Genomic DNA, 15,431 nt, shown 5'->3' on the forward strand with positions numbered 1-15,431 from the left:
TGGTTTTCCTTCCGGCAATCTATATCACCGTAGATTCAGTGTCTATCTCTTCTGAAGTCCACAACAGGAGACCGACCATGGAATATAGAAATCTCGGCGCATCGGGCCTCAGGGTGCCGGTTTTGAGCTTTGGCGCGGGAACATTCGGAGGCTCGGGTCCGCTCTTCGGTGCATGGGGCAATACGGACGCAGCCGAAGCCCGGCGCCTGATCGACATTTCGCTGGAGGCGGGCGTCAACCTCTTCGATACGGCAGATGTCTATTCGGGCGGTGCCTCCGAAGAGGTCCTTGGCCAAGCGATCGCCGGCCGGCGCGATGCAGTACTGGTCTCAACCAAGATCGCGTTGCCGATGGGCGATGGACCTGCTGAGTGGGGAACGTCGCGCTCGCGCCTCATCCGCTCGACAGACGAGGCATTGAAACGGCTTGGGACCGACTATATCGATCTGCTGCAGCTTCATGCATTCGATGCCTCGACACCCATCGAGGAAGTGCTCGCAACACTGGATGGGCTGATCGCTGCGGGAAAAATCCGCTATGTTGGCGTCTCCAATTTCGCGGGATGGCAGCTGATGAAGTCACTCGGGATTTCGGAGCGGCATGGCTATCCGCGCTATGTTGCGCATCAGGTCTACTATTCTCTTGCCGGCCGCGACTACGAATGGGAACTGATGCCACTGGCTGCCGACCAGGGCGTCGGCGCGTTGGTCTGGAGTCCGCTTGCCTGGGGCCGTCTCACCGGGAAGATCCGGCGTGGCCAACCGTTGCCGGAGGGCAGCCGGTTGCACCAGACGGCGGACTACGGCCCGCCGGTCGATGATGAGAAGCTTTATGATATCGTCGACGTGCTGTTCGAGATTTCCGAAGAGACGGGCAAGACCGTCCCGCAGATCGCCCTCAATTGGCTGATCGGTCGTCCAACCGTTTCCAGCGTCATCATCGGCGCGCGCAACGAGGAACAATTGCGCCAGAATCTCGGTGCTGTCGGCTGGTCCTTGTCGAAGGAACAGGTGGAAAGGCTCGATAAGGCGAGTGCCGTGACCGCACCCTATCCGTACTTCCCGTACCGCAGACAGGAGGCCTTCGCGCGGCTCAATCCGCCCTTGGTCTAAGCGGCACTCGGCAGGGAACCGTTCTTCCCAATCTTGTACTGGACAGGCGCCGTCTCTTGTCTCATACCAACGTGCCTTCCGGCAGCGAAGGGGAAGGAGATCAAAGAGATGGCGCTCAAAGATGCAAAGACCGGAACACGGAACGAGGCTGGCATCGCTGCCGTTCTCGGCGTTCTGAAACAGAGCTTCGGTGAGCGCTTCCAGACCGGTCAAGCCTTTCGCGCGCAGCACGCACATACCACCACCTACATCCCGGCGCAGCTGCCAGACGGCGTGCTTTTTGCCGAGAGTACCGACGACGTGAAGGCTGCGGTGAAGATATGTGCCGAACATAAGGTGCCGGTCATCGGCTTTGGCACCGGTTCGTCGCTGGAGGGGCAAGTCAACGCGCCCAACGGCGGTATATCGATCGATTTCAGCCGAATGAACCGGATTCTTGAAGTCAATGCTGAGGATCTCGACTGTACCGTCGAGCCCGGCGTGACGCGGGAGGAACTGAACACCTATCTCCGCGATACCGGTCTGTTCTTCCCGATCGATCCCGGGGCCAATGCCTCGATCGGCGGCATGACCTCGACACGCGCTTCGGGAACGAATGCCGTGCGTTACGGCACGATGAAGGACAATGTGCTTGCAGTAACCGCGGTCACCGCGAACGGAGAGGAAATCCGCACCGCGCGACGCGCACGCAAGTCGTCCGCCGGCTACGATATGACCCGGCTCTTTGTCGGCGCAGAAGGCACGCTGGGCATTTTGACCTCCGTAACGCTGCGGCTGCAGGGTGTTCCGCAGAAGATCGGCGGCGGCGTCTGCGCGTTTCCAACCGTTCGCGCTGCCTGCGATGCTGTCATCATGACCATCCAGATGGGCATTCCGGTTGCCCGTATCGAACTTCTCGATGCGCTGCAAATTCGCGCGTGCAATGCCTATTCAAAGCTCAGTTACGAGGAAAAACCGACGCTCTTTCTCGAGTTTCACGGTTCGGACGAAACCGTTGCCCTGCAATCGGAGCAGTTTGCCGAGATCGCCTCCGAATGCGGCGGCGGTGAGTTCTCTTGGACAGTCAACGCCGAGGAGCGCCGTAAGCTTTGGAAGGCACGGCACGATGCCTACTGGGCGTCGCGAGCGCTGGCGCCTGAAATGGCCGCGCTCTCAACGGACGTCTGCGTGCCGATTTCGCGTCTTGCCGATTGCATCGGCGAAACGCAGGCCGATATCGAGGAACATGGTTTGCTGGCGATGATCGTCGGGCATGCCGGCGATGGGAACTTCCATGTGCTTCTGTTGTTCGACGACAAGACGGAGGAGGGCATTGCTGTCGCTGAAGCCTTTGTCGGCCGGCTTAACGCTCGCGCTCTGGCAATGGATGGCACCTGCACTGGTGAGCATGGTATCGGTCAGGGTAAGATGGCATTTCTCGAAGAGGAGCTCGGTGGTACGGTCGAACTCATGCGGCAGGTCAAGAAGGCGCTCGATCCGGATGATATCTTCAATCCCGGCAAGATATTCCACCGCGGCTAAAACGGGAATTCCGTTGCATGGTGGGATGGCCAAGATTGACGCAGCGGAAGATTGACTGGCGATGAGGCGAATTCATCTCCAAATCAAGTAAATAGAGCATGATGTTGCCCGAAAGCTGCTTCACAGCTTTCGGTATCATGCTCTAGTGTCCGCATTGGATTCCCAAATGGAGAAATGTTGAGTTGGTAGGCCGGTTCCTCGTCTTTTTGGGCGGAGTGATTGTCGTGGCGCTGTTCGTGGCGCTGCTGGCACCGCTGTTTATCGACTGGACCGACTTCCGAAAGAATTTCGAGGATCAGGCAAGCCGCATTATCGGCAAGAAGGTCGTGGTCCATGGTGCGGTGGATGCGCGCCTGCTGCCGTTTCCGTCGGTGACGCTGCATGACGTGCGCGTCGGGCAGGAATTCGACGGATCGCCGATCGTGCAGATCGAGCAGTTCTCGATGGACGCTGAACTTGCGCCGTTCCTGTCGGGCGAAGCGCTGATCTTCGACATGCGCGTGGTCAACCCGAAGGTGAAGCTGAGGTTGCTGAAGGACGGCACGCTCGACTGGACGCGCGGCAGTCAACCTGAAATTCCGGCCAAGACGGTTGTTCTCGAGAATGTTCACGTCAGTGGTGGCGATCTTCAGTTCATTGACGATCAATCGGGGCGCTCGCGGCACGTTACGGGTCTGAACGCCGAGATGTCGGCCAAATCGCTTGCCGGTCCGTGGCGGATCGAGGGTGATGCAGCTCTGGACGGCGAGCATGGCAACTTCACGATCGCCAGCAATCAGCCGGATGAGAACGGAGTCCTGCGGATGCGCACGCGGCTGCAGCCTGATAAGCACCCCGTGACGGTCGATCTCGATGGTGAACTCAAGCTCGTAGATCGCAGACCGAACTATCAGGGAACGATTTCTGCGTCGATCGAGAGCCGGAATGGCAAGAAGACCGACAAGGTCGATGTTCCTCCACGGTTGAAAGGGAAGTTCGAGCTCACCAACGAAAGCGTTCGGATACCGGAATATCGCTTGGAGGTCGGGCCTACGGACGATCCCTATGTCGTTACCGGAGAGGCGACGCTCGACACCGGAAGCAAGCCGCAATTCCTGCTGATTGCGAATGGCCAGCAGATCGATGTCAATCGTATCGGCAATCAGGGGGCAAACGGCAAGACGAACCGTGACCCCAGTCTTTCGGCCCGGCAGCGACTGAACGCGCTGATCCAGATCGTTTCGCAAGTCCCTGTGCCGCAGGTTCCGGGGAAGGCGAGCATCCGGTTGCCGGCGATCGTCGCCGGAGACACGACGATCCGCGACATTCAGCTTGATGTCGAACCCGCCGGCAAGGGCTGGACGATCGCCAATGTGGTCGGTACACTACCCGGTCGCACGCAAGTGGAGGGCCAAGGCAATCTTAATTTGCAGGGGCAAGCATCCTTCGTGGGGCAGCTCACCGTGGCATCCAGCCAGCCCACTGGCCTTGCGGCGTGGCTTGCCGGCTCTGTCGATCCTGCAATCCGGCAACTGCGACAGGCGGGTTTTTCCGCCGATGTCAATCTCACGCACGACCGGCAGACGTTCGACAATCTGGAAATTGCCGTGGGGCAGGCGACGCTCAAGGGCAGGCTGGACCGGCAGGCGGTGGCCAATCAGGCTCCGACCCTGGACGTGGCGCTTGCAGGCGATACGCTCGATCTGGATGCGCTGCGCGCGCTGACAGGATTGTTCACCGGTCAGGATGCCGGCGACAACGTGCTTGATCACAAAATCAACGCGCGGCTCAAGGCCGACAAATTTACGGCCTTTGGTGTCGAAGCGGCCGACGTCGAAACGAGCTTCGCAATTGCCGACGGCGCTCTGGCCGTCGAGAATCTTTCCGTCAAGAATCTGGCGGGTGCCGAGGTGACCGCGACGGGTCGCGCCGAGGGCTCCTTGCTGGACTACAAGGGGTCCGGGGAAATCACCTTCAAATCGGCCGATCCGGGCTCGTTCTTCACCATGCTCAAGCAGCATCTGCCGCAGCATCCGGTCATGGACAGGCTCGTACGCAACGCTGCCTGGTACACCAATACCGCCCTGCGCGGAGCGTTGACGCTTGGAGGAGACGAGGGCGACGGTCTGACCCTGACGCTGGCCGGCGTGAGCAACGGCAGCCGTGTCAACCTCGACTATCGCATGTCGGATCTTCTGGCGCTGACGGGCAAGGGTACGACAAGCCTGGAGGCGACGCTCGAAAACAGCGTCACGTCGATCCTGTTTGGGCAGGCCGGCCTCGATCCCTTGCCGGTCGATGCGGACGCGAACGGCCGTCTGACACTCAAGGTGCAGGCTGAAGGCACGGATCCCGCGGATGCGCAGCTGACGTTTGCCACCGACCGTACCTCGTTCACCGCTGGCGGCAAGGTGGATGTTCGTCCGCAGGCCTTCATGAACGGGCAGCTTGCAGTATCGCTGGAGAGTGCGGACCTTGATCCGTATCTTGTCATGAACGGCATCGCAGTGCCGCAGATGGGTACGGGCTTGCCGTTCAAACTGACGACGAACGCGACCATCGATGGAAACAGGATTGCCTTTGCGAATATCGCAGGACATGCCGCCGACAACGAGTTCAACGGCGCGCTGACCGTCGATCGCAAAGCGGAGAAGACAGCGGCGACGGGCGAGCTGGCACTTTCCAACGCCGATGCCGCGTGGCTCGGAGAAGCGGTCTACGGGCCAATGACGGATGCGGCGACAGGCGACCTGTCGGGCGCGGCGTTGGGCTTGCCAGTCTTCAAGGACATGGACGTCAACCTCAAGCTTTCGGCCAAGCAATTCTGGCCTGGCTGGTCGGGTCCGATTTCGGATTTCACCTCTAATGTGGCCTACAAAGGCGACGAACTCGAGCTGAACGACATCAAGGGCGGCTGGGATGGCGGTAGCCTGAACGGCAATCTGCTCTTTACCAACGCCGATGGTACGGGCTTCTTCCAGACAAAGCTTACTTTGGCGGACGCGGACCTCGCCGGGGTCGTATGGCCGCGCGATGGAGCTCCCGTCGCAAACGGCAAGTTCGGGCTGGCACTCTCTCTGGAAGCTTCCGGGAAGTCGATGAAGGATATCGCCGGTTCGTTGAATGGCTCCGGTGAGGTGAAGCTCGGTGATATCAGCGTACGTGGGCTCAATCTTGGCATGCTGGCGCCGTTGCTGGCCGCTACTGATCCGATGCAGGATCAGTTGAATGCCGGCAAAGTCCACCCGATCGTCGAGACCTTGCTCAATAACGGCGAAGCGAAGCTGCCGCCGACCGCCATTCCATTCAACGTGACGGACGGGGTTCTGCGCTTTCAGAACGTCAGCGTGACGACCGATCAGGCGAAGGTTGTTGGCAACGGCCAGATCGACCTGCCACAGCAGCGCATCAATGCGTCGCTCAAAATTGCGCTGAATCCGGGCAGCGAGGTGCTTCCCGGCGCGGAGCCTGCGGTACGCCTCGACTTCTCGGGGCTGCTTGCGTCGCCTGGGCGTACCATGGACGTTACCGATATCACCGGTTTCCTGTCGCTGCGCGCCTTCGAGCGCGAGCGCCGGCGCGTCGAGCGTCTGCAGTCGAATGTGCTGGAAAAGCAGCGACTGCGTCGCGAAGTCGCTCTCTACAAGTTCAATGGTGCGGAACGCCAGAAGGCTGTGGCATTCGAAGCAGAGCAGCAAGCTGAAGAACAGCGTCTGAGAGCTTTGGCCGCGCAGGCCGAGCGCGAGAAACAAGCAGCCGAAGCGAAGGCAAAGGCTGAGGCAGAAGCCAAGGCGAAAGCCGATGCTGAAGCACGCGCCAGGGCGGCGCAAGAGAAGGCTGCCGCGGATGCCGCGCGGCGTGCGCAGGAGCAGCTTGCGATACCGCCCGAAAACTCTCTCAATTTCAAAACGATACCTGGGCTGCCGGGTGTGCAGATGCCGCAGTAATCACGTCTGATACATCGTGGGCTTTGCCATCACAGAAATTCTGCCACCCGTCACTGCCGGTGGTTTATCGTCTGCAATGCATCGACCTGCCGGTTGCAAAGCCTAACCGACATTCTCGGATTTCAGCCAGTTAAGGACATAGACGCGCAGCGCTGACGAGAGGTTGCTCTCCGGCTGCCGCTGATCATCGATATCAGAAATCAGGGCTGCGAGCGGAATTGCGCGCGCCTTGGCGATTGTGTTCAGCTCAAGCCAGAATTCGTCTTCCAGGGAGAAGCTGGTGCGGTGTCCGTGCAGGGTCGCTGAGTGCTTGCGGATCATCGCAAGGCTTCAGAATTCGATTCAAGTTGCCGAGAATGTGATTCCAGAAAACCGTCCAACTGATTGATCTCTGAATCTTTTCCGTTTCTCCGGGCGCTCATTTGTCGTCTTCGGGTTTCTCGATCCGGCCTAGTCGATGAGAGCGTTCGGCTTTCTCGTTGAGCGCCTTCGTGAGCTGCTTTTCAGCCTTGGTGCGGCCGAAGGAGATGCGGTTTTGCTCCGCCTGCTTCTCCTTGTCGGCGCGGGCCTGTTTCTTTTTGAACTGACGGAGATTGACGACTTCGGCGGTCACGGCTGGCCTCGATCGGAATTGAAAAAGGGAAGCAGTTGCTTCCCTTTGTTTTACTGCTTCTTTCGGAAGGCGTCGAGCGAGACGACCGAACCAGGCTTCTTTTCCTCGCCGTCCGCTTTGGCGGCGGGCGTTTCCTCCGACTTGTCGGATGCCACCGGATAAGCGGTGATTTCGGCAGCCGGAAGCTCTTCGCTGTCGGCGAGAGGCACATCGAATTCCAGTTCGAAGTTCACGGACGGGTCGTAGAAGCCGCGGATGGCGTTGAACGGAATGAACAGTTTTTCCGGTACATCCGAGAAGGAAAGGCCGATCTCGAAGCTCGTCTCTGTGACCTTCAGCTCCCAGAACTGGTGCTGGATGACGATGGTCATCTGCTCCGGATACTTCGCCTTCAGATGCTGCGAAATGCGAACACCTGGCGCACCAGTGAGAAAGGTGATGAAGAAATGATGCTCACCCGGCAGGCGGCCCGTCGCGGCAACTTCAGACAAAACCTTGCGGATGACGCCGCGCAGTGCGTCCTGTGCCAGAATGTCGTAACGGATGTGATCCTGCCCCATGCTTTCCTGTCTTTCTTTTGGTTCGGACTCGTTTCCCAAGGCTGTATGGCATGCCAAGACGCCGTGGAAAAGGCCTGAGCCGAGTCATGCTTGACCAAACCATACATGATTTGCGCACAAGGGAGAAGGTGAAGGCTTCTGTTGCCAGGTGCCTTCGGACCCCGCCTAGAGGTGCGAACCACTAGGGCTTTATTTGAAGTGTCACACCGCGATTAAGCAGCGAGACGAGCTTCCGCATAGTTGTCGTTTGCAACTACAATTTTAGCCCGATAACGGCGGTACAATGCCGAGCAAAAAGACGATCTTTACACCCTTGTCGATCCTGTTTCGCCCCCATCAAAAGCCGGCCATCGATTTGGCAGCCCGCCGGTTTTTGGTGGAGGCGCCGGGTACCGCCCCCGGGTCCAATAGGTTTATTACACCGCTCATTTATCGCCATAGCCGGCCCGAGGACCGGCATGGCTGATATAGTGTTTTCCGCGATGGATGGGAAGAGGCCTTGTCACAAAACCGTGTCGTGGAGAGAAGCAGTTGGCAACCGTCCTAGGAGGTTGCCTTGTGCTCTTTGAAGGCACCGCGCTTCTTGAGCATGCTCACTACGCCGGTTGCCGCAGCCACGATCGCAATCAAGGAGGCGAGGGCATAGACCTGCACAGGTGGCACACTCGTGGCGCCGACGACACGGTAGATCTCGATCAGGAGAACAGCCAGCAACGCGGCGGAGACCGTGGAATAGTCCTTCGCGATCACGCGTTTCACATTGAACACCATCCCCTGGGTCGAAGCTGCAAAATTGCTGAAACGGAGAAGCCAGCGAGGAACGTCTGCACAATAGGCCCGATAGGCGTCTCCAAATTTGTCCTCAAGGAACGCTTCTTCGGCATAGACGATGCATTGGTAGATGAACAAAAAGAGCGCTATGCCTGAAATTGCGACCACCGGATTTCCATGCAACAGGAATACGCCCGCATAGATCAGCATGTTTCCGACATAGAGCGGATTGCGGCAGACGCCGAACATCCCCTCGGTCACCAGGTCGTTGGCATAGACGCGCTTCTTCAGACCACCCCGCTTGATATAAGCGTAGCCGATCACACTTGCTCGAAGTGCGAGGCCGGAAAATATGACCAGAAGCGCCATCAGGTCTTTGACACGCTCTGCCGCGACGCTTCCAGCAATTTCCGCCGGTGGCGAAGACATCAGGAACAAGGCTACGATTATGAGCGGAAACGCCTGATTGCGGTATTTGAAGAAGAAGTTCCCAATGCCGATCATGGTTGCTTTCATCTGGCGTCCCAACCTTACTTAACGGCGATGATGCCGCAGAAATTATACCAGCGGAAGAAGACCTCGACGCTGCGGAACCCGACTTCTTTCAGAAGCTGCATGTTCTCTTCCAAGCGATAGGGGATGAGCACATTCTCGAGCGCCTCGCGCTTCTGCGATATCTCGATTTCGGAGTATCCGTTGCGCCGCTTGAAGTCGTAATAATGCTGGATGAACAAGCGGTTGAAGGCCGTATCCTCGCTGGTCAGCTTCTCGACAAGCAGCAGGCACCCCTGATTGTTTAATCCTGAGAAGATCATCTTCATCAGGCGCTCGCGAAATAGGGGACGAATAAACTGCAGCGTCAGCAGCATCGTGACGACGCTGGCATTTTCCATGTGAAGGCCCTGGTGGAGATCGACGACTTTGAGATCTACCGATCGCTGCGTGTCTGCCCGCTCGATCTTCTGTCTGGCCTTTTCCAGCATGTCAGGGGCGTTGTCGATGCCGACGAAATTGACCGTTGGATCGATTACACGATCGAGAGTGAGCAATGTCGTCGCCGTCGAGCATCCGATGTCGTAGAGATTGGTCTCCGGTCTGGCGAAGTCTTGCGCCAGCTCGCAGACCATCCGCTGCATTTCCTCGTAATAGGGCACCGATCGGCTGACCATGTCATCGAAGACGTCGGCGACTTTCGCGTTGAAGGTAAAGTCGCCAATAGGCTGGTCCTGCTCGGCGAATACTTCGTCGCGCCGCTCCGTTCGCAGCTGCAACCGTACTAGGCTCTCTGTCATGATTTCCCCCAAACTCGCGTACGGTTCCCAAGGGGGTTACGGCATGAAATGCCGTCGGTTGTCGTGTTGAATCCCCGTGGAGCGCCCCCGCGCCACGCACAGGGAGACATGTGAACCTGACGTTAGCCTGAAAGCGCCTCCGTTCTGCATTGTGAGCCATGTCGTGCTCTGACGTCCTCCGCCGGTCCCCCCTCCGAGATTTGCCGGGATAATCAGCGCGCAATGATTGGTTTCGAAGAGCGAAGGGCTTAAATAGACGGGAAACGGAATCGGCGGCGAACGATGAAGCAGTATCTCGATCTCTTGAAACATGTGATGGAACACGGAACCGATCGTGGCGATCGCACCGGAACGGGCACGCGGTCCGTGTTCGGCTATCAGATGCGATTCGACCTGCATGAGGGGTTTCCGGTTCTGACCACCAAGAAACTGCATCTGCGGTCCATCATCCACGAACTCCTGTGGTTTCTGCGTGGCGAGACCAATATCGGCTATCTCAAGGACAATGGCGTCTCGATCTGGGACGAGTGGGCGGACGAAAACGGCGACCTTGGGCCGGTCTATGGCGCCCAATGGCGCTCCTGGCCGGCTCCCGGCGGCGGTCACATAGATCAGATCGCCAATCTCGTCGCGGGCATCGTCAAGAATCCGAATTCACGTCGGCATATCGTTTCCGCGTGGAACCCGGCCGAGGTTGACGACATGGCGCTGCCGCCGTGCCATTGCCTGTTCCAGTTCTACGTTGCCGACGGCAAGCTTTCCTGCCAACTCTACCAGCGCTCCGCCGACATCTTCCTCGGCGTGCCGTTCAATATTGCTTCCTACGCGCTGTTGACCATGATGGTGGCTCATGTGACCGGCCTGAAGCTCGGGGATTTCGTACATACGCTGGGTGACGCCCACCTTTATCACAATCATTTCGAGCAGGCGAAACTACAGCTTACCCGCGCGCCGAAGCCGTTGCCTTTCATGCGGATCAACCCTGATGTGAAGGACATCTTCGGTTTCAAATTCGATGATTTCGAGCTGATCGGCTACGAGGCCGATGCCAGCATCAAGGCGCCGATCGCCGTCTGATCGGAGAGCTTGATGTCTGAAATTCGCAGGACCATTGTGGTTGCCGTTTCCGACAACGGTATCATCGGGCGGGATGGCGACATGCCATGGCGGCTCTCGACCGATCTCAAGCGGTTCAAGGCTCTAACGCTGGGCAAGCCCGTGATCATGGGCCGGAAAACTTACGAGTCCATCGGCAAGCCGCTGCCGGGACGAGCGAATATCGTTATCTCCAGGCAGGCAGGGGCAATAGATCACCCCGATGTGCACATGGCCGGTTCGTTGACTGAAGCCGTCAATCTTGCCGAGGAAATTGCGCGCCAGAAAGGCGAGGGCGAAATCTGCATTATCGGTGGTGGGCAGATTTATGCGCAGGCTGTCGATCTGGCCGATCGGTTGTGCGTCACCCACGTCGAAACCTCTGTTGACGGCGACACCTCGTTTCCAGCGATTGAGCCGGCACTTTGGAAGGCGACTGAGACCATTGACGTGCCGGCAGGCGACAAGGATAGCTATCCTACGAAATTCGTTGTCTATGACCGGCGCTAACCGCTGAAAAGCAACTATTTTCCAATAAATATCGCCAAGTTCCTCATGCTGCGTTGAAAGCGGATGCGGCGATACCTATAACGGTCACGATCGCCGGTATCCGCCGCCCCCGTGGGTTGGGCGATCGGGAGTTTAACGAATAACGAGGTTTTGATGCCCTGGAGCAATCAGAATGGCGGCGGCGGCCCTTGGGGCGGCGGCGGTAACAATCAGGGACCATGGGGGCAAGGGCCCAACCGCCCGCGCGGCGGCGGTGGTAAGGGCGGCCCTCCCGATCTGGAAGACATTATCCGGCGTGGCCAGGATCAACTGCGCAACATTGTACCCGGCGGGTTCAATGGCGGCGTTCTCGTCATTGTGGCGGCGATTTTGGTGGTGTTCTGGCTCTTCCAGTGCATCTACATAGTCCAGCCGGACGAGCGCGGCGTCGAGTTGCGTTTCGGTAATCCGAAGGAAGAGATTTCCACACCGGGCCTGCATTTCCATTTGTGGCCGATGGAGACCGTCGAAATCGTCAAGGTGACGATGCAGCAGCAGAATATCGGCTCAGCATCGACGTCTTCCTCCTCGCCGAGCGGGCTGATGCTTTCCGGTGACCAGAACATCCTGAACGTCCAGTTCTCCGTCTTCTTCACGGTCAGTGATCCGAAGGCATATCTTTTCAACGTCGAGAACCCGGCTGAGACGCTGCAGCAGGTCGCCGAAAGCGCCATGCGCGAAGTCGTCGGCCGTCGTCCGGCCCAGGACGCATTTCGCGACAATCGTCAACCGATCGAGACGGAGGTCGCCAACATCGTCCAGGGAACGATGGACCGTTACAGGGCTGGTATCTCCATTGGGGCGGTGACGATCCAGGACGTGGCGCCGCCACGCGAAGTTGCTGATGCCTTCGAAGAAGTGCAGCGCGCCGACCAGGACAAGCAGCGACTGGTCGAAGAGGCCAATCAGTACGCCAACCAGAAGCTGGGTCAGGCGCGCGGTGACGCGGCCCAGATCCGCGAAGCGGCAGCAGCCTACAAGGATCGCGTCGTCAAGGAAGCCGAAGGTGAGGCTCAGCGCTTCTCGTTCATCCACGAACAATATGCGAAGGCGCCTGAGGTAACCCGGACGCGTCTCTTCCTTGAAACAATGGAGCAGGTTCTGAAGAATTCCAAGAAGGTCGTGATCGACGAGAAGCAGGGGGTCGTTCCTTACCTGCCGCTCAACGAGATCGGCAAACCGGCACAGCAGGGAGGTTGAGCCATGACATCGAACAGGCTTCCGCTCATTCTCGGCCTCCTCGCCGTCGTCTTGGTTGGGCTCTACTCCTCGATTTTCGTGGTGAACGCTCGGGAGCAGGCAATCGTTGTCCGCTTCGGTCAGATCCAGTCTGTGAAGACCGAGCCGGGCATCTACTTCAAGCTGCCGTTTGCCTTCATGGATGCCGACCGCGTCCAGATCGTTGAAAGGCAGGCGCTTCGCTTCGACCTCGACAACATTCGTGTCCAGGTTCGTGGTGGCGCGACCTTCGATGTCGACGCCTTCGTGGTCTATGACATCAGGGACGTCCGCAAGTTCCGCGAAACGGTCTCGGGCGATCGCGAGGCAGCGGAAGCTCGCCTTCGCACGCAGCTCGATTCTTCGCTTCGCCGTGTCTATGGTCTGCGCGACTTCGACGCTGCGCTGTCGGAAGAGCGTGTGGCAATGATGCTTGAGGTTCGCGACGATCTGCATCGCGACGCCGAAGATCTCGGCCTCAACATTCAGGACGTCCGCATCCGTCGTACGGATCTGACGCGTGAAGTTGCGCCGAAGACCTATGACCGCATGCGCGCTGAGCGTCTTGCCGAAGCCGAACTCCTGCGTGCGCAGGGTACGGAAGAAGGCCAGCGCCGCCGGGCTATCGCAGACAGGCAGGTGGTTGAGATCACCGCCGAGGCGCAACGCGATTCCGAAGTCTTGCGCGGCCAGGGCGACGCAGAACGGAACCGGTTGTTTGCTGATGCCTTCAGCAAGGATCCGGCATTCTTCGAGTTCTACCGCTCCATGGCCGCTTATTCGACGGCTCTGACGTCGCAGGACACGACGCTGGTGATCTCGCCAAACTCGCAGTTCTTCCGTTTCTTCAACGACGCAAGCGGCGCGCCACGAAACGCACCGCCGGCGGCGATGCCGAGCGCGCCGACGAACTGATCGGCGTATCGGGATCTGCAGAAACACAGAGGGCCGGCAGCTTTGCCGGCCCTTTTTACGTTCCAGCATGATGATGGTGAGCGCAGCGGAGAGATTGCACGGGATTTCGCGAAAAGGTGATTTCACCCTCCATCATTCCGCCTTATGCTGGTGCTCAGAGTGCGTTTTATTTGAAATGAGGATGCTTGATGGCCCCGACGACCCGCCCGACCTTCAGACGATCGCTCGCTCTCCTGGCCGGCGCCGCACTTCTGGCTAACATTGGTTTCACAGGCGCCGCCCATGCACAGGGCACGCCACCGATGAACGGTCCGGCATCCGTTGCCGATCTTGCTGAAGGGCTCCTCAATGCCGTCGTAAACATTTCGACGTCACAGAATGTCAAGGACGATGAAGGGGTTGGCCCGGCGCCGCGCGCGCCCGACGGCTCGCCTTTCCAGGAGTTCTTCAACGATTTCTTCAACAAGCAGAAGGGTAACAAGGGCGGTAACCACAACGTCAACTCGTTGGGTTCGGGCTTCGTCATCGATCCGCAAGGCTACATCGTTACCAACAACCACGTGATCGAGGGCGCCGACGACATCGAAGTCAATTTCGCCGACGGCACCAAGCTGAAGGCGAAGCTGATCGGAACCGATACGAAGACCGATCTTTCGGTGCTGAAAGTGGAGCCGAAGGCGCCGCTGACGGCTGTGAAATTCGGCGATTCCAGCGTGATGCGCATCGGCGACTGGGTCATGGCGATCGGAAATCCGTTCGGCTTCGGTGGTTCGGTGACCGTCGGCATCATTTCGGGACGCGGACGCAACATCAACGCCGGGCCTTACGACAATTTCATCCAGACAGATGCGGCCATCAACAAGGGTAATTCCGGCGGTCCGCTCTTCAACATGAAGGGCGAGGTTATCGGTATCAATACTGCGATCATTTCGCCGAGTGGCGGATCGATTGGTATCGGTTTCTCGGTGCCGTCCGAGTTGGCGGCCGGCGTCGTCGAGCAGTTGCGCGAGTTTGGCGAAACGCGCCGTGGCTGGCTCGGCGTGCGTATCCAGCCGGTTACCGATGATGTCGCGGATAGCCTGGGGCTTTCAAGCGCCAAGGGTGCGCTGGTCGCAGGTGTCATCAAGGGGGGGCCGGTCGATGACGGCTCGATCAAGGCCGGCGATGTTATCCTGAAATTCGACGGCAAGCCCGTCAACGAGATGCGCGATTTACCGCGGGTGGTGGCTGAGAGCCCGGTGGGCAAGGAAGTCGATGTCGTCGTTCTTCGCGACGGCAAGGAGCAGACCGTGAAGGTGAAGCTCGGCCGCCTCGAAGACAGCGATCAGGCTGCCTCGAACGATGCTGACTCCAACAACAAGGGTGGTGTCATCAACCCGGATCCTGATGAAAACCAGGATATGGATGAGCCCGATGACCAGCAGAGTCAGCCTATGCCGGATGGCAAGGGCAAGACGGATCAGGCGACACCCGATGCAACGAATCCCAAGAATGTCCTCGGCCTCTCGCTGTCGGAACTGAGCGCGGAGACCCGGAAGACCTTCGGTATTGCTGAAAGCGTCGACGGCGTGCTCGTCGCTGAGGTCACACCCGGTTCGCTCGCGGCGGAAAAGGGCCTGAAGCCTGGCGACGTGATCGTTGAGGTGGCGCAGGAGTTCATGCGCTCGCCTGAAGCGGTGGCTGCGAAGGTGCAGTCGCTGAAGCAGGAAGGCCGACGCAATGCGCAGATGATGATCGCGTCGGCGAATGGCGACTTGCGCTTCGTAGCCGTGCCGATGGAATAGCGAGACGAGGTCTCCGTTCATCCCTTGACTAAATCGATTGGCTGCGTCTTTCGAAGTGCCGGCGACGAGGCAATC

Annotated in this window: 13 protein-coding genes and 1 other RNA gene; 8 read left to right on the plus strand and 6 right to left on the minus strand. The window is 58.8% G+C overall.

Annotation, left to right across the window (positions count from 1 at the left end; genetic code table 11):
• Nucleotides 1-77 precede the first annotated feature (77 nt).
• The 3 genes from ATY80_RS08470 (at nucleotide 78) to ATY80_RS08480 (ending at nucleotide 6,559) form a co-directional block, all read left to right on the plus strand.
• Nucleotides 78-1,112, plus strand: coding sequence for an aldo/keto reductase (locus ATY80_RS08470; RefSeq protein ID WP_088691993.1), 1,035 nt, complete (start codon nucleotides 78-80; stop codon nucleotides 1,110-1,112).
• A 108-nt stretch (nucleotides 1,113-1,220) separates the two neighbouring features.
• A complete protein-coding gene (locus ATY80_RS08475) occupies nucleotides 1,221-2,633 on the plus strand; it encodes an FAD-linked oxidase C-terminal domain-containing protein (RefSeq protein ID WP_088691994.1) in 1,413 nt (470 codons plus the stop codon).
• A 182-nt stretch (nucleotides 2,634-2,815) separates the two neighbouring features.
• Entirely contained in the window at nucleotides 2,816-6,559 is a 3,744-nt protein-coding gene (locus ATY80_RS08480) for an AsmA-like C-terminal region-containing protein (protein ID WP_088691995.1), read from the plus strand.
• Nucleotides 6,560-6,661: 102 nt separating this feature from the next.
• Here ATY80_RS08480 and ATY80_RS08485 read toward each other — a convergent pair whose 3' ends face one another.
• The 6 genes from ATY80_RS08485 to cmoA form a co-directional block, all read right to left on the minus strand.
• Nucleotides 6,662-6,880: a ribbon-helix-helix domain-containing protein gene (locus ATY80_RS08485; protein WP_088691996.1), complete on the minus strand. Its 219-nt coding sequence runs from the start codon at nucleotides 6,878-6,880 to the stop codon at nucleotides 6,662-6,664.
• Between the two features lie 97 nt (nucleotides 6,881-6,977).
• On the minus strand, nucleotides 6,978-7,172 hold the full coding sequence (locus ATY80_RS08490; protein WP_088691997.1) for a DUF4169 family protein: 195 nt from the start codon (nucleotides 7,170-7,172) through the stop codon (nucleotides 6,978-6,980).
• Between the two features lie 50 nt (nucleotides 7,173-7,222).
• Nucleotides 7,223-7,732 (minus strand): SspB family protein, encoded by a 510-nt coding sequence (locus tag ATY80_RS08495; RefSeq protein ID WP_088691998.1) that lies wholly within the window; start codon nucleotides 7,730-7,732, stop codon nucleotides 7,223-7,225.
• Between the two features lie 127 nt (nucleotides 7,733-7,859).
• Nucleotides 7,860-8,229, minus strand: a transfer-messenger RNA (tmRNA) gene (gene ssrA, locus ATY80_RS08500).
• Between the two features lie 46 nt (nucleotides 8,230-8,275).
• Complete coding sequence (locus ATY80_RS08505) at nucleotides 8,276-9,019, minus strand: isoprenylcysteine carboxylmethyltransferase family protein (protein ID WP_088691999.1); 744 nt, start codon at nucleotides 9,017-9,019, stop codon at nucleotides 8,276-8,278.
• Nucleotides 9,020-9,033: 14 nt separating this feature from the next.
• Nucleotides 9,034-9,795: a carboxy-S-adenosyl-L-methionine synthase CmoA gene (cmoA, locus tag ATY80_RS08510; protein WP_088692000.1), complete on the minus strand. Its 762-nt coding sequence runs from the start codon at nucleotides 9,793-9,795 to the stop codon at nucleotides 9,034-9,036.
• A gap of 282 nt (nucleotides 9,796-10,077) precedes the next feature.
• Between cmoA and ATY80_RS08515 the strand changes: the two genes are divergently transcribed.
• The 5 genes from ATY80_RS08515 (at nucleotide 10,078) to ATY80_RS08535 (ending at nucleotide 15,356) form a co-directional block, all read left to right on the plus strand.
• On the plus strand, nucleotides 10,078-10,872 hold the full coding sequence (locus ATY80_RS08515) for a thymidylate synthase (protein ID WP_088692001.1): 795 nt from the start codon (nucleotides 10,078-10,080) through the stop codon (nucleotides 10,870-10,872).
• Nucleotides 10,873-10,884: 12 nt separating this feature from the next.
• Nucleotides 10,885-11,400: a dihydrofolate reductase gene (locus ATY80_RS08520; RefSeq protein ID WP_088692002.1), complete on the plus strand. Its 516-nt coding sequence runs from the start codon at nucleotides 10,885-10,887 to the stop codon at nucleotides 11,398-11,400.
• 153 nt (nucleotides 11,401-11,553) lie between these two features.
• Complete coding sequence (hflK, locus tag ATY80_RS08525; protein WP_088692003.1) at nucleotides 11,554-12,639, plus strand: FtsH protease activity modulator HflK; 1,086 nt, start codon at nucleotides 11,554-11,556, stop codon at nucleotides 12,637-12,639.
• Nucleotides 12,640-12,642: 3 nt separating this feature from the next.
• Nucleotides 12,643-13,572, plus strand: a complete 930-nt coding sequence (locus tag ATY80_RS08530; RefSeq protein ID WP_088692004.1) for a protease modulator HflC — start codon at nucleotides 12,643-12,645, stop codon at nucleotides 13,570-13,572.
• A 188-nt stretch (nucleotides 13,573-13,760) separates the two neighbouring features.
• Nucleotides 13,761-15,356, plus strand: coding sequence for a DegQ family serine endoprotease (locus tag ATY80_RS08535; RefSeq protein ID WP_088692005.1), 1,596 nt, complete (start codon nucleotides 13,761-13,763; stop codon nucleotides 15,354-15,356).
• Nucleotides 15,357-15,431: the final 75 nt, after the last annotated feature.

It is taken from the genome of Rhizobium sp. R711 (assembly GCF_002211365.1).
Classification (GTDB): domain Bacteria; phylum Pseudomonadota; class Alphaproteobacteria; order Rhizobiales; family Rhizobiaceae; genus Rhizobium.